The 17022-nt window shown below is 61.3% G+C and carries 21 protein-coding genes and 1 tRNA gene; 13 read left to right on the forward strand and 9 right to left on the reverse strand.

Going from position 1 to position 17022, the window contains the following annotated elements:
* Nucleotides 1-48 precede the first annotated feature (48 nt).
* The 4 genes from KRZ98_RS09515 to KRZ98_RS09530 all read right to left on the reverse strand — a co-directional run bounded on the left by KRZ98_RS09515 (nt 49) and on the right by KRZ98_RS09530 (nt 3777).
* Nucleotides 49-1545 (reverse strand): SulP family inorganic anion transporter, encoded by a 1497-nt coding sequence (locus KRZ98_RS09515; RefSeq protein ID WP_217673325.1) that lies wholly within the window; start codon nt 1543-1545, stop codon nt 49-51.
* Nucleotides 1546-1548: 3 nt separating this feature from the next.
* On the reverse strand, nt 1549-2247 hold the full coding sequence (locus tag KRZ98_RS09520; RefSeq protein WP_217673326.1) for a carbonic anhydrase: 699 nt from the start codon (nt 2245-2247) through the stop codon (nt 1549-1551).
* Nucleotides 2248-2394: 147 nt separating this feature from the next.
* Entirely contained in the window at nt 2395-3111 is a 717-nt protein-coding gene (locus KRZ98_RS09525) for a response regulator (protein ID WP_217673327.1), read from the reverse strand.
* 138 nt (nt 3112-3249) lie between these two features.
* Nucleotides 3250-3777 (reverse strand): hypothetical protein, encoded by a 528-nt coding sequence (locus tag KRZ98_RS09530; protein ID WP_217673328.1) that lies wholly within the window; start codon nt 3775-3777, stop codon nt 3250-3252.
* A gap of 183 nt (nt 3778-3960) precedes the next feature.
* Here KRZ98_RS09530 and KRZ98_RS09535 point away from each other — a divergent pair, with 183 nt between their 5' ends.
* The 8 genes from KRZ98_RS09535 to KRZ98_RS09570 all read left to right on the forward strand — a co-directional run bounded on the left by KRZ98_RS09535 (nt 3961) and on the right by KRZ98_RS09570 (nt 11250).
* Nucleotides 3961-4929 carry a magnesium and cobalt transport protein CorA gene (locus KRZ98_RS09535; protein WP_217673329.1) on the forward strand — a complete coding sequence of 323 codons (969 nt, stop codon included), beginning with the start codon at nt 3961-3963 and terminating at the stop codon, nt 4927-4929.
* Nucleotides 4920-5141: a hypothetical protein gene (locus KRZ98_RS09540; RefSeq protein ID WP_217673330.1), complete on the forward strand. Its 222-nt coding sequence runs from the start codon at nt 4920-4922 to the stop codon at nt 5139-5141. Before KRZ98_RS09535 ends, KRZ98_RS09540 begins: the two co-directional genes overlap by 10 nt.
* A 294-nt stretch (nt 5142-5435) precedes the next feature.
* Entirely contained in the window at nt 5436-8012 is a 2577-nt protein-coding gene (locus tag KRZ98_RS09545; RefSeq protein ID WP_217673331.1) for a phage/plasmid primase, P4 family, read from the forward strand.
* A 282-nt stretch (nt 8013-8294) separates the two neighbouring features.
* Nucleotides 8295-8453 carry a hypothetical protein gene (locus KRZ98_RS09550; protein WP_157742299.1) on the forward strand — a complete coding sequence of 53 codons (159 nt, stop codon included), beginning with the start codon at nt 8295-8297 and terminating at the stop codon, nt 8451-8453.
* 128 nt (nt 8454-8581) lie between these two features.
* The gene (locus KRZ98_RS09555) at nt 8582-9001 is read left to right on the forward strand and encodes a hypothetical protein (RefSeq protein ID WP_217673332.1); all 420 of its coding nucleotides are present in this window, start codon (nt 8582-8584) and stop codon (nt 8999-9001) included.
* Nucleotides 8994-9230 carry a hypothetical protein gene (locus tag KRZ98_RS09560; protein WP_217673333.1) on the forward strand — a complete coding sequence of 79 codons (237 nt, stop codon included), beginning with the start codon at nt 8994-8996 and terminating at the stop codon, nt 9228-9230. Before KRZ98_RS09555 ends, KRZ98_RS09560 begins: the two co-directional genes overlap by 8 nt.
* Before the next feature lie 131 nt (nt 9231-9361).
* The gene (locus KRZ98_RS09565) at nt 9362-10027 is read left to right on the forward strand and encodes an HK97 family phage prohead protease (protein ID WP_217673334.1); all 666 of its coding nucleotides are present in this window, start codon (nt 9362-9364) and stop codon (nt 10025-10027) included.
* A 2-nt stretch (nt 10028-10029) separates the two neighbouring features.
* A complete protein-coding gene (locus KRZ98_RS09570; protein ID WP_217673335.1) occupies nt 10030-11250 on the forward strand; it encodes a phage major capsid protein in 1221 nt (406 codons plus the stop codon).
* A gap of 139 nt (nt 11251-11389) precedes the next feature.
* Here the strand turns inward: KRZ98_RS09570 and KRZ98_RS09575 are convergent, their stop codons facing one another.
* Complete coding sequence (locus tag KRZ98_RS09575; protein WP_254798224.1) at nt 11390-12013, reverse strand: DUF4145 domain-containing protein; 624 nt, start codon at nt 12011-12013, stop codon at nt 11390-11392.
* A gap of 433 nt (nt 12014-12446) precedes the next feature.
* Here KRZ98_RS09575 and KRZ98_RS09580 point away from each other — a divergent pair, with 433 nt between their 5' ends.
* Genes KRZ98_RS09580 through KRZ98_RS09600 form a run of 5 tightly spaced genes read left to right on the forward strand, consistent with a single transcriptional unit; the run spans nt 12447 to nt 15301 of the window.
* Nucleotides 12447-12926: a hypothetical protein gene (locus tag KRZ98_RS09580; protein ID WP_217673336.1), complete on the forward strand. Its 480-nt coding sequence runs from the start codon at nt 12447-12449 to the stop codon at nt 12924-12926.
* Complete coding sequence (locus tag KRZ98_RS09585) at nt 12923-13336, forward strand: hypothetical protein (protein ID WP_217673337.1); 414 nt, start codon at nt 12923-12925, stop codon at nt 13334-13336. Before KRZ98_RS09580 ends, KRZ98_RS09585 begins: the two co-directional genes overlap by 4 nt.
* Complete coding sequence (locus tag KRZ98_RS09590; protein ID WP_217673338.1) at nt 13336-14016, forward strand: hypothetical protein; 681 nt, start codon at nt 13336-13338, stop codon at nt 14014-14016. Before KRZ98_RS09585 ends, KRZ98_RS09590 begins: the two co-directional genes overlap by 1 nt.
* Nucleotides 14017-14018: 2 nt before the next feature.
* The gene (locus KRZ98_RS09595) at nt 14019-14201 is read left to right on the forward strand and encodes a hypothetical protein (RefSeq protein WP_217673339.1); all 183 of its coding nucleotides are present in this window, start codon (nt 14019-14021) and stop codon (nt 14199-14201) included.
* Nucleotides 14198-15301 (forward strand): tyrosine-type recombinase/integrase, encoded by a 1104-nt coding sequence (locus KRZ98_RS09600; RefSeq protein WP_217673340.1) that lies wholly within the window; start codon nt 14198-14200, stop codon nt 15299-15301. Before KRZ98_RS09595 ends, KRZ98_RS09600 begins: the two co-directional genes overlap by 4 nt.
* Before the next feature lie 10 nt (nt 15302-15311).
* Here KRZ98_RS09600 and KRZ98_RS09605 read toward each other — a convergent pair.
* The 4 genes from KRZ98_RS09605 to grxC form a co-directional block, all read right to left on the reverse strand.
* Nucleotides 15312-15388 (reverse strand) — tRNA-Arg (locus KRZ98_RS09605).
* A gap of 36 nt (nt 15389-15424) precedes the next feature.
* The gene (locus KRZ98_RS09610; protein ID WP_217673341.1) at nt 15425-15904 is read right to left on the reverse strand and encodes a DUF1178 family protein; all 480 of its coding nucleotides are present in this window, start codon (nt 15902-15904) and stop codon (nt 15425-15427) included.
* Entirely contained in the window at nt 15901-16731 is an 831-nt protein-coding gene (locus tag KRZ98_RS09615; protein ID WP_217673680.1) for a carbon-nitrogen hydrolase family protein, read from the reverse strand. Before KRZ98_RS09615 ends, KRZ98_RS09610 begins: the two co-directional genes overlap by 4 nt.
* A 5-nt stretch (nt 16732-16736) precedes the next feature.
* Nucleotides 16737-16994, reverse strand: a complete 258-nt coding sequence (grxC, locus tag KRZ98_RS09620) for a glutaredoxin 3 (protein ID WP_217673342.1) — start codon at nt 16992-16994, stop codon at nt 16737-16739.
* Nucleotides 16995-17022 lie beyond the last annotated feature (28 nt).

A 17022-nucleotide genomic window follows, 5' to 3' on the forward strand; every position in this document is an offset into this window, starting at 1 on the left:
TCGGGGAGACACGGCGGCACTTTTTGTCACCTGGTCGAGGGGGGATGATCAGGCGACGAGCTGGCGCATCCGTCCGGTTGCGCCAAACAGTTCTACAGGCGACCCTGCACCGCGACGGCGATCGACCCATTCGCGCACCATTTCCGCGCACGTATGGTCGATATGCCCCAGCCGCTCGACATTCAGGATGACGAGGCCAGCGGTCGGCAGCGAGTCGAGCTTGGCCGACAGCTTGGGCAGGTTGAGGAAGGTCGCAGACCCGCGCAGCGCCACTTCATGTGCGTCGCCTCGGCTTTCTTCCTCCATCCTGAGCCGCAGACGGCTAAGGTGCGGCACCAGTTCCAGCATAGACAGGCCGATGCCGACCAGCACCCCGGTCAACAGGTCGGTCGCGACAACGCAGATCAGCGTCGCAGCCCATACCACCGCAGGCAATGGGCCATAGCGATGGAGCAGATGGCGAACATGATCGACGCTGACCAGACGGACGCCGGTGACGACGAGGATGCCCGCCAACGCAGCCATCGGGATTTCACGCAGCAACCATGGCAGCAGCGCGACGAAGCCCAAAATCCAGATGCCATGCAGCACGGTCGACATCCGGGTCTTGGCCCCCGCCTGCACGTTGGCGGAGCTACGGACGATAACGCCGGTCATCGGCAGCGCCCCGGCAAAGCCGCAAAGCAGATTGCCGACGCCCTGGGCGCTCAGTTCCCGGTTATAGTCGGTGCGCACACCATCATGCATCCGGTCGACCGCTGCGGCCGACAGCAAAGTTTCGGCACTGGCGATGAAGGCAATCGCAATCGCTGTGGTAAAGATTGCCGGGTTGAGCAATTGCGCCAAAAGCCCGCCTTCGGGCAGCGCAATCGCGCCGACAATCGATTCAGGCACAGTGACACGCGCGACCGGCAGGCCGAGCAGGAACGCGATCAGCGTGGCAGCAACCACGCCGACCAGCGCGCCAGGCACCAGCTTGAGCGAGGCGGGGCGGAATTTCTCCCAACCCAACATGCCAAAGATGGTGACGAGGCCGACCGCAAAGGCCGTCGCCGCATCGCCATTGCTCAGCCCGAAAATCTGGCCCGGCATCGCGATCAGATTCTGCAAACCGCTCGACAGCGGCTTGTCATCGAACAGCACATGGAACTGGCCGACCACGATCAGCACGCCGATGCCCGCGAGCATCCCATGGACGACCGCCGGCGAAATGGCACGGAACCAGCCGCCAACCCGCAGCAGGCCGGCAACAACCTGGATCGCGCCCGCCAGGATCAGGATGGGGCCAAGGGCGGACAACCCCTGTTCGCGGACGATTTCAAAGACGATGACCGCCAGACCAGCCGCAGGACCGCTGACTTGCAACGGCGAACCTGCCAGCAAACCCACGACGATGCCGCCGATGATTCCGGTGATCAGGCCTTTTTCCGGCGGCACGCCAGATGCAACCGCAATGCCCATGCACAGCGGCATCGCCACCAGGAAGACAACGATCGACGCTACGAAATCGCGGCTGAATGTGCCGCCGGAAAAGGCTTTCAACATGGCTTACTCCGCCGCTAGGGCATATTCGCCTTCGCCGGCGAGGCGACGGGCGTGGGGCAGCGCGACGGGCATGGGCTGCCCTTCGCGCAACGGCGAGAAGCGTCCGGTTTCGCCATCAAGGCCCATCACCAGACCGGCATGGATGTCGACATACCAACCGTGCAGGGCGATCTCGCCACGCGCGATGCCGGATGCGACCGAGGGATGGGTGCGCAGGTGTGCGAGTTGCGCGACGACATTTTCCAGCGCCATGTTGCGCAGCTTTTCAGCATCGCTCAGATCGGCGGGATAGCTGGCCTTGCACACCTGTTGCGCGGCGTGGCTGTGCCGCAGCCAAGCGGCCACATTGGGCATGTTGGTCAGGTCGGCCTCGGTGGACAGCGCCTTCATCGCGCCGCAATCGCTATGGCCACACACGATGATGTCGCGCACGCCCAGCACCATGACGGCATATTCGACCGTGGAGGTCACGCCGCCATTTTGCGTCGCGTGCGGCGGAACGATATTACCCGCATTGCGGCATACGAACAGATCGCCGGGCTGCGCCTGCATGATATGTTCGGGCACGATCCGCGAATCGGCGCAGGAGATCATCAGCGCCTTGGGGCTCTGGCCGTCACTGGCGAGTCGATTGTAAAGCGCGCTTTCATTCGGAAAAGTGTGCTTTTCGAAGTTGAAAACGCGACCGATAAGCTCGTTCATGGAGTCTATCCTTTTGTTGCTTTGCCGGTCTGGGGGCGGACCGGCCTGCCAGCTTAGATAGGAGAGCGGTTTTGCTGCGTCGCAGCGGCTTTGTTAAATAGTATGTCTGGACGTTGAATTGATACGCCAGCGCGACAAAGCCCGATTTCAGCGGCGATCGACCGTCGCACTCAACATATAGCCGACGCCCCGCGCGGTCACGATCGGCGCGGGCCGGTCGCCATGGCGCAGCTTGCGGCGCAGGCGGCTGATCAACACATCGATGCTGCGATCGGACGATGGCGCATCCCGCACCCCGGCCAGTTCCATCAGCCGCGCCCGCGCAATCACCGTCTGCGGATGATCGAGCAACACAGCCAGCAATGTAAATTCCGCTGCCGTCAGATTGACTGGTGTGCCAGCCGGATCGAGCACCTCCCGCCGCCCGAAATGCACCACCCAACCGTCGAAGAACGCTTCGGTCTGGCGGTTCAGCCCCAGCGCCCGTTCGGTCCGCCCACGGCGCAGCACCGCCCGCACCCGTGCGGCCAGTTCGCGGCCCGAATAGGGCTTGGCCATATAATCGTCCGCCCCCAGCTCCAGCCCGACCACTCGGTCAACCTCGCTGCTGTTGGCCCCGACCAGGATGACCGGCACATCGCTGCGTTCGCGCACATCGCGGCACAGGTCCAGCCCGTCCGCCCCGCGCAACGCCGAATCCAGCACGACGACACCGACCGGCATCGTGCCCAGCGCCTGGAATATATCATCGGAGGATTTGACCGGCAGGACGCGAAAGCCGCTCTCCTCCAGAAATTCGCGGATCGTCCGGCGCAGGTCCGGCTGCGTCTCGGCGACCATGATCAGCGGCGCGGTTACCGGCATCGCTGGCCGTTCGGCGCGGCATTGTCCGTCATCATCGCAACTCCTGCTCAGGCGAAAGCATCCGATCCCTGTGGAACCGAGCGCCCGAATTAGGGACGGCGAATGTCTCCGAAATTTGCCGGACGTAACAAATTGTTGCTACCGGGACATCAGCGGCATCCGGGTGGCGGGATAGCCGGCCACATCGGGCCATAGCTGCGCCATCACGCTTGCCAGCCACAAGGCATCGCTGCCTGCCCGGTGTCGCATTGGGCAGCGCTGGTCTGCGATCCGCACCGCCACGCTGATCTGCGCTTCATCGACCTGCCGCTCATCCATCAGCGTCGCGACATGATCAATCGCAAAGGGAGCCTCCCGTCCAGCGGCTGCCGCAAGGGTGTCCAGCCAATAGGGATCGATCAGGCTGTCGGCGACCACCCGTTGCCCGCCCACAGCATTGGCCAACTGGTCCAGCACGACATGGGCAGGCAGGCCGTCCCGTTCAATCCGCGCCCGGCTCAACCCGTGCAAGGCCTCCGCCTCCGCTGTCCAGTCCCACCCCGACCAGTCAGGGTGCGGCCGGATCAGCCAGCTGCGCGCACCGTCCCTGCCCGCCAGTCCGACCTCGATCGGAAAGGACCGTCCATGGCGCGGCAGGCAGGACGCCTCAAAATCTATAGCAAACATGGGCAGAACCGTCTCCGCTTTCGCGCGCTTGTCTATGCCCCCCTGTCGCCCCCAACTATGTCACGCCAAAGTCAGCCGCCACCCTCTTGACGAAAAATCATGCAAGTCGTGTGGCGACTGGGATAGGACGCCGCATCACCCATCTGCTAATCGGCTTTTCCCTGCCCATAACCGGACCTGTCCATGACCGTCGTTGCTGCCTATCTCTATCGCAATGGTGCCCGCGTCCGGGCGGTGTCGATCGACGAGCGAATCGACTGCGCCCATGACAAGTCAGAATTTGTCTGGATCGGCGTCGCCGACCCGACGCTGGCTGAGATGCAGGCGCTCCAGCGCGCCTATGATCTGCACCCGCTGGCGGTCGAGGATGCGATCAAGGCCAACCAGCTGCCCAAGGTCGATCTCTATGGCGACCAGCTGTTCGTCGTCGCGCGCACCGCCCATGTCGAGGATGGCAGCATCTGCTATGGCGAAACCGCGATCTTCGTGGGCCACAGCCATATCATCACCGTTCGCCACGGATCGGCGCGCGCCCATCTAGCGCTGCGGCAGGATCTGGAGGCAGTGCCCGCGCGCCTCGCCCAAGGGGTCGATTATGTCCTCCACGCCATCCTGGATTTCGTCGTCGATGGCTATCTGCCGATTATCGAGGGGATAGAAGAAGAGGTGCTGGCGATGGAGCAGCATACGGTCGATACATTCCTTGGCCGCGACGACATCACCCGCATCTTCAACCTGCGTCGCCAGCTGCTGCGCTTCCAGCGCATCCTGACCCCGATGCACGAGGTGGCAACCAAATTCGTCAAGCAGGAACTGCCCTGCATCGACCCCGAAGCCCGTCCCTATTTCAGCGACGTGCGCGACCATGTCCGTCGGGTCCAGACAATGGTGGAGGATCTGCGCGAAATCCTGACCTCTGTGTTTGAATTCAGCAATTTGCTGGAACAGCAGCGCACCGGCGTCATCACCCGCCAGCTGGCCGCCTGGGCCGCGATCCTGGCGGTGCCGACGGCCATCGCAGGTATTTACGGCATGAATTTCGACCATATGCCCGAACTGCGCACCCGCTACGGCTATTTCGTGGTGCTGGGCGTGATCAGCATCGTCTGCACCCTGCTCTATGCCCGCTTCAGGAAACTCAAATGGCTGTGACAGAAGCCTTGGAACGCGCCGCCCGCGCCATGTACGCCAATATCGCGCCCGACTGGGACTGGGCCGATCCCGATGCGGAACCAATGCGGCGCATGTATCGCGAAAACGCCCGTGTCGTGCTGGCCACGATCCGCGATCCGGGCGTGCCGATGGACGGGCCAGCGCTTGCCGTCTGGCAGGCGGTCATCGACGCGATGCTGGCTGAGGATTGAGAAAACAGGGGAACTGGCAAGATCGACTTCGAACCCGTCAGGGTTCGCAAGGCCGAACGGCCGCCCGAGCTTATGCGAGGATAGCCAAGCGGGCGGAGGCCCGCGCCGGCGACTGAGGCAAAAAAATGGTGCACCCGACGGGGGTGCTTGTTTCTCGGATTTACAATGACTTAGGCTGGCGAACCCGGCTAACAGCTACCAAGCAAGTTCAATGCGTTACGAACGCGTTGGCGAACCGAACGAAGCCACTTTTGCGCCTCTCTAAGGCGGCGCGGCTATGTTTCGGTTCGGTTCATGGCGACTGAGCCTAGCCCCCCTGCGATCGACCAAAAAATACTTCCCACCGCCCTGGCCTATGCCGCGCGGGGTTGGCCGGTGTTGCCCTGCAATCCGCGCGACAAGCGTCCGCTCGTACAGCGCGACGTTGTAGACGGAAAGCCGGTCCCCAAGAGTGGAGGCCTGTCCAAGGCCAGTTGCGACGCGGAGACGGTGCGCGCCTGGTGGAAGCGCTGGCCGCACGCGCTGATCGGCATCGCGACGGGAAAGAGCGGTTTTTTCGCACTCGACTTCGATCCGCGAATCGACGCTGACACGGGCGAGGAATGGACGCTTGATCGACTGAAGACGGAATTAGAGGCCCAGATGGGCTGCGCCCTGCCGCCGTCGCTCGCCGTCCGGACCCCCTCGGGCGGGGTCCATGTCTATTTTCGCCAGCCTGACGACGATCCGATCCGAAACAGCAATGCGCTGCCCGAGCATGTCGATGTGCGCGGCGATGGCGGCTATGTGATCGCACCGCCTGGGCGCAATGCCGCCGGTGGCGTTTATCGTTGGCTGCGCGATGATAGCGCCGCGCCGATTGTGGATGCGCCAGACGCGCTGCTGTCGATCCTTCGTCCGCGCAAGGCCAGCAAGGCCAATGGGTCGCCTCCTGTGGGCAAGGGAAAGGGTGACGCGGCGGCGGAGCGTTATGCACTGACCGCACTCCAGCGCGAGTGCGCCGAAGTGGAAACCGCAGGAACGGGCGGCAGGCAGGACAGCCTTAACCGCGCAGCGTTCAATATTGCTCAGCTGGTCGCGGCGGGCGCTTTGCCGGAAGGGATGGCGCGCGCAGCGCTGGAACAGTCGGCCGCGAAGAATCCGGGAAGGGACAGCGAGGCGCAACTGACGGCCACCATTGACAGCGGTTGGTTGGCGGGCCTCGGCAAGCCACGCGACCTTGCAGCCATTGCGGACCGGCGGGCACCACGTCGCCAGAATGAGGGGCGGGCCAGACCAACGGAGGCAAATGACAACGCCCCGGATGACGATGCGATTCACCGCCGCTTGTGCATGGTGCCACTGACCGACCTGGGCAATGCGGAGCGATTTGCCGCACGGTTCGGTGATCGCGTGCGCTATGTCGATAAGTGGGGCTGGATCGCCCATGACGGTCGGCGCTTTATTCATGACGGCGCAGAAGCGCTGATCGGCGGGTGGGTGCATGCGACCGTGCGGGCAATCCGGCACGAAGCCCGCGTCATGCGTGATAGCGGCCGTCGCGATCGGGGCGAACCCGGCGCGCTGGACGACTTGATGGAGACAAAGCGCAACGGCGATGAAGTGCTGTTGTCGGATAAGCTCGCGGCTTGGGCCAAGGCTTCGGAGAGCGCGGCAAAGCTTGCATGTATTGCTGGTATTGCGCGCCAGCTCGAAGGCTATGGCCTGACGGTCCAGCCTGAACAGCTCGATCGCAATCCGTTCCTGATCAATTGCGCCAACGGCACGCTAGAGCTTGTCCATGAACCGGATGCGCCGGAACCTTGGGCGCAGCTGCGGCTGCGCGCGCATGATCCGTGCGACCTGATCACGCGGCTTGTGCCGGTAGAGTATCGGCCAGGCGCGACGTGCGAGCGCTATGATCGCTTTCTGGAGAGGGTGCAGCCCTCGGACGAAATGCGGGCCTTTCTGCATCGATGGGGCGGGTTGTCTCTGACAGGCGACGTGAGCGAGCAAAAGCTGGCGTTCTTCTATGGCAAGGGCGCAAACGGCAAATCGACGCTGGTGGACACATGGGCGACGATCGCGGGCGACTATGCCGGGACCGTGCCGATCGAGACGTTCCTTGATCAGGGTCGAAAGCGGAAAGGGTCAGAGGCTTCCCCGGACCTGGCGGCGCTTGTGGGCGTTCGCCTGCTGCGCACGTCCGAACCTGAAAAGGGATCGAAGCTGGCGGAAGCGCTGATCAAATTGGCGACGGGCGGCGAGCCTATGCCGGTGCGGCGTTTGAACCGCGATCCGTTCGACCTTCATCCTGCCTTCAAGATGATCATATCGGGCAATCATCGCCCGTCGATCAGCGGGGTGGACGATGGCATCTGGCGGCGCGTGATGTTGGTGCCGTGGGACGTCCAAATCCCCGACGCGGAGAAAGACCGGCAGTTGGTCGCCAAGCTGCGGGATGAGGCCAGCGGGATACTCAATCGGCTTTTGACAGGACTACTCGACTGGCGGCTTCGCGGCCTTCAGGAACCAGCCAGCGTGCGCGGTGCGACGGCCGACTATCGGGAGCAGAGCGACCCGCTTGGACGCTTCCTGGCCGCCTGCACGCGCCCTGCCGATGGGCAGCGGGTCCAGTCATCCAAGCTCTACGCTTTGTTCCTGGCATGGGCGCGCGCGGCCGGTGAACGGGAATGGACACAGATGGGCTTCAGCAAGGCGATGCTCGATCGCGGTTATCGCAAGATCGAAAGCCACGGCATGCGGTGGCTCGACCTGGAGACGACACGCACGGCCGACGACCTGGCGAGCGATGACATGGCCGATGACTTCGTGCCCGGATTTGAAGCGCCCCGTCGCCCCTGGGAGGATGATGATGACTTGCCAATCTAGGCTTGCAAGGCTTCGTGCAACGGTAGTGCAACACCTGATGCAAGGCTTTAGGCGCGGTTTTCTGCGCCTTTGCAACACTTGCAAGGGTCATGTGCATAGTTGTTCTCATGCGTGTGCGCGCGGGCGCGTGTCTGCGCGCATGCGCGAGAGTTACACAAAAGCCTTGCTAGTCTTGCAAGTGTTGCATTCTCTCAAAGAGAATGGCGGTTTTCCACCATTCCACCTCTCCAGTGCGCGCAAGGGTGTGCAAGGCTCGCAGCTTTTGGTGCAAGGGTCGGCGTTATGAGGCGGGTTTCCCCTTCATCCCGGCTGCGCTCGCTCGCCCGTGAAGTCGGCCGCCTGCATCCCGATTGGCAAAACCCCGAACGCTATTTCGAGCGGCGCGACGAACTGCGCCGGGAGATCGCAGCGCTCGCCACCGACATGGAGGCTGGACGATGAAGGAAGAGGGACAGCGAGACGGTGTGGAAAATCACATGTCTGCTGATGCAGGGTGTGATGCACCACTAGCAAACAGGGGCCAGGGGGGTGGTCAGAAGTCCACAAGGTCCGGGGGGTCTGGACCCCCTGTGACCCCATCGGCAGACTTTTTTTTAGCCGAAAGCGATTTTCAGAGCGCGGTTTCGGCGTGTGATGCCTCACCCCGGCGCGGCGGCATACCACCCCACGACAAAACACCTGAAAAAGCATTGCTTGTCAGTGGCTTAGTATCAATCGGCAAGACGCGACCTGAGATAGCGCGGGCAATCGGCGTCGCACAGTCCACCCTTTACGCCATTTATTTTTCTGAGCTTGGTGTCGGCTCAGTCCGGCGCGGACGGCCCCAACATGTCCCGTCCGATGCGAACCGCGCCTTGGCCGCCCGCATGCGCCAAGCCGGAGCATGCAAGATGACGATCGCGATGGCGCTGGGCATCTCCCAACCGACGTTGCGCCGAGCCTACGCGGACGAACTTCTCTCCAAACGCAAAGGAACCGAAAGTGAATGAACTGGATCATGCTAACGCCGTAGTGCAGCGCGTTACTACGGTGCTGGACGAAGCGCTTGCCCAACATCCCCGGCATCTCGTTCTTGCTGGAGCCGTTGTTGCTACGGTCGAGCTATTCCGACGGTTTGGTGCGCGCCGCGTGCTTTCCAATGCCCTTCGCACCGAAGCCGACCGCGTGGACCGCATGGATCATCTGGACACCGCGGCGCGCCAAACTGGGAGCGCTTGATCCCAGGTCTTTCCTTTGCTATGCCGTGAAGGTCAAAACGCGGGTGTCCGTGTTTCTGACCCTCTGCCAACCGCGAGGATCGCGCAAGGCGACGGCTTCCTGAAACGCCCATTTGGGCGAGCTGTCGGACTATGCGCATGAATTTCCCAATTACAATTTCAAGTCTTGATGATGCTGGCACCCTGATGGGCATTGCCGCGTTCGACGACGGTGAGTTGAACCGAAACCGGCGGCGTTATGCAGCCGGAGCCTTCGACAAGTCTGTAGCGACACATATGGCGGCCGGGACGATGCCCGCCATGTTGTTACATCACGACTTGAATCGCCCGGTCGGTGCATGGAGGTCGATCCAGTCGCAGGGCAACAAGATGTACGTGCAAGGAACGATCGAGCGATCGACCCGCGACGGTGCAGAGGCCTATGCCCTTGTCAAAGCTAAGGCGATCCAGAGCCTATCGACTGGTGCAATTCACATCAAAAGCCAGGTTGTCCGCCCGACTGGACGATCCGCCGGCGACGTTGCGGGCGAGGTCATCACGGAGGCGGATCTTGTCGAGATCAGCCTTGTAAGCGTCCCGGCGAACAAAGGCACGACCATCCTTCAGGTCAATTCGCTTGATGGACCACGCGAGATTGAAGAGCTGTTCCGCGACACAGGCATGTCCGGGCGCAAAGCAAAAATTGCCGCCAGCGCCGCTTGGCGCGCGATCAATACCAGCGACGGACAGGCCGATGAAGCCCTCTCCACCATCCTTACCACCGCCAGCAGCAGACTGGCCCGTTTCAAAAAGGACTGAACATGAGCGAAATTGAAGAACTGCTGCGCAGGCATACCGATAGCGTTGACGCGGCACTTTCCGGCTTCGAGGGACAGATTACCACCATCAACGACGCCGTGCAGGCGCTCCAGCGCTCGCAAAGCCAGCAGCCAATACGAACCGCCGTAGCGCGTGGCGGCAGCATATCCCGCCCTGGTCACCAGCAGGCAGGCAGCGTCGACGGCATCGCCCCTTCGAGCTTCGGCATGGCGGATATGCGGAACCTGAGTTGCAGCGGCGATGCCCGCGACAGCCTGGCCAACATCATGCGAGGCGTGGTGACTTCGGCCATGCGTGAAAATAGCGACCCCGATGGAGGCTATCTGGTGCCGGAGGTCATAGCAGCGCAGATCGAGACCCTAGTGCTGCGCCAGTCGCCTTTGCGCCGCATTTGTCGGGTGGTTGATTTCATATCCAGCCCCAAGGTCGTACTGCCCGTAAACGCGCGGGGTGCGACGGCCGGATGGGTCGGTGAAACCGAGGATCGCACTGAAACAGAGACGCCTGAACTGGCGACCGTCAATCCGCCGGGTGGCACCCTCTACGCCCTACCCGCTGCGAGCGAAGAAGTGGTAGAGGATGCGATCATCAACATGGACCAGTTCCTGGAGGAAAACGTGGTCGACGCTTTCGCGGAAAGCGAGAGCGAAGCGTTCATCCGGGGCAACGGGATTAAGAAACCAGCCGGTTTCCTTGCACCGGATCGCATCCCCACGACGCAGGCCGACGGCGCGCGTCCAGTGGGCACCCTGCAATATATCCCGACCGGAAACCCTGCGTCCCTTTCCACTGACATGATCTCGCTCTTGGTGAAGATGATTTTCAGCATGAAGGCCGGTTACCGACAGGCGCCTGGCGTGGCATGGCTCGCCGCAACCGAGATGATTTCCTATCTGACCCAGCTCAGGGATGAACTTGGCCGCCCGCTCTTCATCCCGTCATTGACCGATGGTGTGCCAGGAACGCTGTTGGGCTATCCTGTGCTGGAGGCGGAACATATGGACCCGGTTGTTGCGGACGCTACGCCGCTCGCCTTTGGCAATTGGCAACGCGGCTACGTGATCGGCGACCGCACTAAGCTGAATGTGCTGCGCGACCCTTACACCACGAAGGGGATCATCAAATGGTATTTCCGCAAACGGGTTCATGGCTCCGTTCTGAACAGTGAAGCTATCAAGTTGCTGCGGGTCTCCGCCGAATAAGTCCGCCGACTCCCGAGGCCGACGCCGTGCGGCCGATAGCGATAAGTGCGATGCCTGGCGGATGCCTAGCGTGGGCTGATTGGTTCAATCGCGCAGCACGGCAGTAGGAGGGGCAGGCGAAAGTCTGTCCCTCCTATGCTTATTCAGGTGCGTTTTCGGAAGGATTGACCGTCGGCGGAGCAAGGGCATTCTGTCCGGCGCGAGCGTTAGCGATCGCTGCCTTCTTTTCATCACTCACGCTGGCAATGCGTGCAAGGCGCTGCTGGCGGCTGTGGCGAGCAACATACCATTCCTCGAACAGCATTTCGATCAATTGAATTAGAAGTTGGGCTTCATCGGCATCAACCGGAATGATCAGGTTGATGTCTTTTTCCATGTGTGCACCGATATTGCCGATGCCCCTCACCTGATCGATCGCTTCGACCGCTTCGAAATTAACGCCGGGAGCAGCTTTCCCTTCGTCCACCCGACGCTTTAACTCGTTTATCTCGTCTATTAGTCGTGCCTTGGAAATACCGCAGAAATCCCGGATCATGCCCTGAAGGCACCGGCGAGACAGTGTTGCCGATGCTTTCGGGCTTAGGTTTCGAATTCTGCATGCCTCGACATAATCCTCAACAATTGGTTCTGGAATATAGGCAGGCTGCGGCTTAGCATTGTTTTCCGGCAACAAGTTCCAAAAATATATCGGATCACCGACAACTTTATTATACTGTCCGTAACCATCAAATGCGGCAGTTTTAACTGAAACGGAAAGTGTCAATTTCCTACACTCAGCATTGGCACAGCCTATAGCAATAAAAGACAAACCTACTCTTCCAATATCGAGACCACGTATGTCTATCTCGGAATCGGAAATCGATATGTTTTGACCAACAGCCACTTGCGCGCGTTGGCAATATGAGCAAACCCAGTTACTCACTGTTTATCTTTCATTTGAATATCTAGTATTTGACGGATCGCTTCCGGCCGTGACAGCTGCCCGCCCTCTTGGCGCTTAATCCAAGCGTCCAGTGCAGCTAGTTGGTCGGGTTCAAGCCGAAGATGGATCGAAACAGAGCCGGTCGGCGGTCTGCCCCTTTTTCGCGTACCAGCTATTGCATCTGTCATGGTTAACGCGTACCAGAAAGGCGAGCCGAACGGAAGCTACCAACTTCCGCCCGGCTCTAACCGTCAACCGATCCAGGAGATCGATCGTGGCTCACTCCCCTCTACGGGCGGAATCCGCCTATGCCAACCCTATCAGCCGCCGCCAGGCACTCGCTGCCTTGGCCATTTCCCAAATTGCGGCAGTGCCCTCCGTTCACGCGCTATCCCCTTCCATTTCGGAAGGGCGGAAACCTCTCTTTGCTCGCACAGATGAAGCGGACGCGCATTTTTGGCAGCTGCACGCGCACAGGATCAAGATCGATGCGGCATGGGAGGCGAGTTTCAAAACGACGTCATCTGACATGTCGGATGAGGAAATGAATGATTGGGGCGCGCTTCATAGGGAGGCAGAGCGGGCCATGATGGCTGCGCCTATTGCCACCCTGACAGCACTACGGGCCAAGCTCACCTACATCAAAACAGGCGAAATGGACGTGCTGGATGGTGATGATGAATATCCAGCGGTCATCGATCTAGTTTTGCGTGACGCTGATCACCTTATTAGCATGTGGGAGGCTGCCCGATGAGCATGCATTTCCCTTTCCCCGTAGCATCGCCCCTGCCTTGGTCGCCCGCGAATCGTCGCGCGATCGAGGATCAGATTGAATTTCTGATCGCCATGCTCGACGCGGCGGATGGCGACCCCGATCGGGAGGATGACGATGAAGATTGCTGCGCCGCATGGGACGACTGCGCGCGCATGTTTTCGCTAGGTCGGATCGGATATGACATTCCGTTACACGACCCCGACGCCGAACCCGACAGCGATGATGAAGAGGACGACTGGCCTGGCGGCAATGTCGAGGACGAACCGCAGGCGGCAGAGGGACAGGACTATTATCGCCTTTTGCCGGTCTATGGCGTCGATCAGACATTGGGGCCGCTTAACGAGATCGACGCTGAGCGCCAGCGGCGCAGGGATATGGGGTGCCGGTGATGCCCCTGACAGAATTAGAGCGCATTGCTCTATTTACAAATGGAGAAGTGTGCTCTAATTCAATCATCATGACTGAGCGCGCACTTTTCAGCCGGGGACAAACATGCACTCTTGCAGGTGTTGATACGATCCTTTTGGGGTCTTGGCTGCGCGATGGATTGATACGAAGCATCGAAGTAGGTGACCGCAAGCATCGTCGTTTTCCTAGGATCGAGGTCATGCTGACCGCATTTTTACGCGAGGCACGGAATTGCCATCTGAATGTCGCGGCGATGCGTGCTTTGACGATGAAAATCCGTGATTGCGTAGCCTTGTTTGAAGATTTTTCCTTCAGCTTCGATGAATTGTTACATGCTGATGGCCTTCGCTATGGCTTGCCAGCGCAGGAAGTCTTTGAAGCTTATGACAGCCAGCCTGAGTGGCAATCGCGCGCGCCCGATCTAAAGGCGCGCGCGACGAAGGCAGCCGAAATATTTCCTTTTGACCGCTGGCCTGACTGGCGATTGGGATACGGATTTTGCAACGCCACCGGCATAATGATGGTTTGGCAAGACAGCACTGGGAAATGGCTCGCACAAGACAGTTTGCCGCAGGATGAGCGCATGCCCGCCGCCTCCGTTGTGGTGTTTCAGTGGGAGAATATCTGCGCGATCGCGTGGGATGCAGCGGGGGCGCGCTGAACATGGCCGCACGCCGCGCTACATTCAAACAAGCCGACGCGACACGCGCCTTAAAGGCAGCTGTCGCGGCCGGATTGAAGCCAACCGGCGTTCGTTTTGACCCGGCTGGCTTGATCGAAGTTCTGTTTGACGGCCAGGCACGCGCCGCAACCACCAATTCATTCGATGAGATCCAAGGCACATGAAACGGCGTTGGCTTCCTGAATGGGTTAGCGAGTATCGCGACCGGCACGGGAAGCCGCGCTATCGCTTTCGTCGCAAGGGCTTCGTTACCTATGCCTTCAAGGCCGCGCCGGGGACAGAAGCATTCCGGCAAGAATATGCGGCCTGCCTCGAGGGCATAGCCGCGCCTGCGGTCGATCCTGGCGCTGATAGGGCGATGCCCGGCACTTTTGACGACCTGATAGCCCGTTATTACCGGTCGCCCGACTTTCTCGATCCTGGCGAACGCACGCGGACCGTGTATCGCGGGGTGCTGGAGCGCTGGCGGCAGCAAAAGCCGTCCAGCGGCAGGCGCTATGGCGAGGCGCTGGTGCGAGACCTGCAGGCGCGTCACGTCGAGAAGATGATGGCCGACATGCTTCCGCACCGGACATCGGCAAACATGCTCCGCAAGCGCCTAAAGGCACTCATGCAATTCGCGATTCGGCAGGGCTTGGCGAAAACCAATCCCGTCGATGCTACGCGCCCCTTCAAGGTCGAAGGGGGCGGCTTTCATACCTGGAGCGAGGCAGAGATTGCCGCCTATGAGGCGACGCACCAGATCGGCACGATGGCGCGCCTTGCGTTCGACCTGCTGCTGTTCACCGGCCAGCGCGGCGGCGACGTTCGCTTGCTGGGACCGGGGCATGTCCGCGACAAGCGCATAACCCTCACACAGGAAAAGACCGGCGTGACGGTCAGTCTGCCCATTCTGCCGCCGCTGGCCGCGTCGATCCTGGCGACCCCTTCCCGCGCGATGGTATTCATCGTCAACGGCTTCGGTCGCCCCTTCACGCGCAAGGGGTTTGGCAACAAAATCCGCGAGTGGTGCGACGATGCCGGTCTAACCGAATGCAGCGCCCACGGCCTTCGCAAGGCAGCTGCGCGACGCTTCGCGGAGGCGGGTTGCTCCAATCAGCAAATCAAATCTTGGACCGGTCACACGACCGATAGCGAGGTCGCGCGCTACACAGCGGCGGCTGATCAAAAGTCACTTTCGGACGAAGCTGGCGCGATGTTGATGGCTAACCTTCGCAAACGGTTAGCCAATCAGAGCGGCAAGCCATTGAAAAAGGAGGCATAAATGAAAAAGGTGGTGCACCCGACGGGATTCGAACCCATGGCCCTCAGATTAGGAATCTGATGCTCTATCCTGCTGAGCTACGGGTGCCCACGGATTGGCCTCTATTATGGGCGGGCGACGCGGTCAATTCTTCGCTTCGGGGGGGATGACCGGAAAAGGCAGCGGCGCGACCGGGACGCCTTCTTCCATCAGTGCCTTCGCCTCCGCCGGGGCGACCTCGCCATGGATGCTGCTATTGGCTTGTTCGCCATAATGCATGGCGCGCGCCTGTTCGGCAAAGCCGCGCCCGACCCAGGTGGAGCCTTCCAGCGCCTTTTTCTGCGCCTGCGCCAGCGCATCGACCATCGCGCGCATCTTGGCCGCGTCGCCCGCGCTGATTGCGACGGGAACGTCGGGCGTCGGCGCATCCTGCACCGCGACTGCCCGACTGTTGCCCTTGGCCGCGACGGCGGGAGCCATTACCGCCTTGACCACTTGGGCGTCACCGCAGATCGGGCAGGTCAGAAGGCCCCGCGCCTGCTGGTCGACATAGTCCGCGCTGGAGCCGAACCAGGCTTCGAACACATGGCCCTGTCCTTCACATTTCAGGTCGAACACGATCACGAAATTTGCACTTCCTGCGGAATGACACGGCGGTTGGCGATGGCGGGCACGCGCGCCCGCACATCCCCTAGCCGCGTCAGGTCGATATCGACAAGCCCCAGCCCTGCCGTATCGCCCATATCCAGCAGCACTTCGCCCCACGGGTCGATCACTACGCTATGGCCATAAGTGACGCGCCCGTCCGCATGGGCGCCGACCTGTGCGGTCGCGATCACGAAGCAACCCGCCTCGATCGCGCGGGCGCGCAGCAGGACGTGCCAATGCGCCTGACCCGTCGGCACGGTGAAGGCGGCTGGCGCCAGCAGGATCGTCGCCCCGGCATTGGTCAATGCGCGATACAGGTCGGGAAAGCGCATGTCGTAGCAGATCGAAAAGCCCATCCGCCCCCATGGCGTATCGGCCGCGACCACCTGCTCGCCCGGCCCATAGACCGACGATTCGCGCCAGCTTTCTCCCGTCGCCAGATCGACGTCGAACAGGTGGATCTTGTCATAACTCGCCCGTATCGCGCCTGTATCATCGATCAAAAAGCTGCGATTGGCCCAGCGGCCGTCGGTGCGTTCGTCCTTCAGCGGCAGCGATCCGATATGGACCCACAGGCCATGTCTCGCCGCGGCCTCGCGCACGGCGGCCAGCACGCCATCGTCCGCCTGCGACCGCAAAGTCGCGGCGGCGCGGCGGCGGTCGCGGTCCAGATAGCCCGCCATTTCCGGGGTGAAGAGCATGTCCGCCCCCTCGCCCTTGGCCCGCTCCACCATCTCGACAATCGCGGCGGCATTGGCGGCAGGGTCGATGCCGCTGGTCATCTGGAACAGCGCAGCGCGCATGGCGGTCACAGGCCCAGCAGCGGGTCGAGCTTGCCCTGCCGGTTCAGCGCCGCCATGTCATCGCTGCCGCCGATATGCTGGCCGTCGATGAAAATCTGCGGCACGGTGCTGCCGCCCCGGCTGCGCTCCAGCATTTCGGTGCGTTTCGGCCCGCCCATGCTAATGTCATATTCCTCGAACGCGACGCCCTTGTCGGTCAGCAACGCTTTTGCCCGCGCGCAATAGCCGCAAAATGCCTTGGTGTAGATTTCGACCTTTGCCATCTGTCCGTCGTCACTCCTTATTCCCTGA

The organism is Sphingobium sp. AS12, from assembly GCF_019097845.1.
Lineage (GTDB): Bacteria > Pseudomonadota > Alphaproteobacteria > Sphingomonadales > Sphingomonadaceae > Sphingobium.

Coding starts and splice junctions, on each gene's coding strand:
- KRZ98_RS09545 (WP_217673331.1), top strand. CDS start 5,436: ATGGCGACTGAGCCTAGCCCCCCTGCGATCGACCAAAAAATACTTCCC.
- KRZ98_RS09585 (WP_217673337.1), top strand. CDS start 12,923: ATGAGCATGCATTTCCCTTTCCCCGTAGCATCGCCCCTGCCTTGGTCG.
- KRZ98_RS09615 (WP_217673680.1), bottom strand. CDS start 16,731: ATGCGCGCTGCGCTGTTCCAGATGACCAGCGGCATCGACCCTGCCGCC.
- KRZ98_RS09540 (WP_217673330.1), top strand. CDS start 4,920: ATGGCTGTGACAGAAGCCTTGGAACGCGCCGCCCGCGCCATGTACGCC.
- KRZ98_RS09535 (WP_217673329.1), top strand. CDS start 3,961: ATGACCGTCGTTGCTGCCTATCTCTATCGCAATGGTGCCCGCGTCCGG.
- KRZ98_RS09550 (WP_157742299.1), top strand. CDS start 8,295: ATGAGGCGGGTTTCCCCTTCATCCCGGCTGCGCTCGCTCGCCCGTGAA.
- KRZ98_RS09530 (WP_217673328.1), bottom strand. CDS start 3,777: ATGTTTGCTATAGATTTTGAGGCGTCCTGCCTGCCGCGCCATGGACGG.
- KRZ98_RS09565 (WP_217673334.1), top strand. CDS start 9,362: ATGCGCATGAATTTCCCAATTACAATTTCAAGTCTTGATGATGCTGGC.
- grxC (WP_217673342.1), bottom strand. CDS start 16,994: ATGGCAAAGGTCGAAATCTACACCAAGGCATTTTGCGGCTATTGCGCG.
- KRZ98_RS09595 (WP_217673339.1), top strand. CDS start 14,019: ATGGCCGCACGCCGCGCTACATTCAAACAAGCCGACGCGACACGCGCC.
- KRZ98_RS09525 (WP_217673327.1), bottom strand. CDS start 3,111: ATGCCGGTAACCGCGCCGCTGATCATGGTCGCCGAGACGCAGCCGGAC.
- KRZ98_RS09520 (WP_217673326.1), bottom strand. CDS start 2,247: ATGAACGAGCTTATCGGTCGCGTTTTCAACTTCGAAAAGCACACTTTT.
- KRZ98_RS09600 (WP_217673340.1), top strand. CDS start 14,198: ATGAAACGGCGTTGGCTTCCTGAATGGGTTAGCGAGTATCGCGACCGG.
- KRZ98_RS09515 (WP_217673325.1), bottom strand. CDS start 1,545: ATGTTGAAAGCCTTTTCCGGCGGCACATTCAGCCGCGATTTCGTAGCG.
- KRZ98_RS09570 (WP_217673335.1), top strand. CDS start 10,030: ATGAGCGAAATTGAAGAACTGCTGCGCAGGCATACCGATAGCGTTGAC.
- KRZ98_RS09590 (WP_217673338.1), top strand. CDS start 13,336: ATGCCCCTGACAGAATTAGAGCGCATTGCTCTATTTACAAATGGAGAA.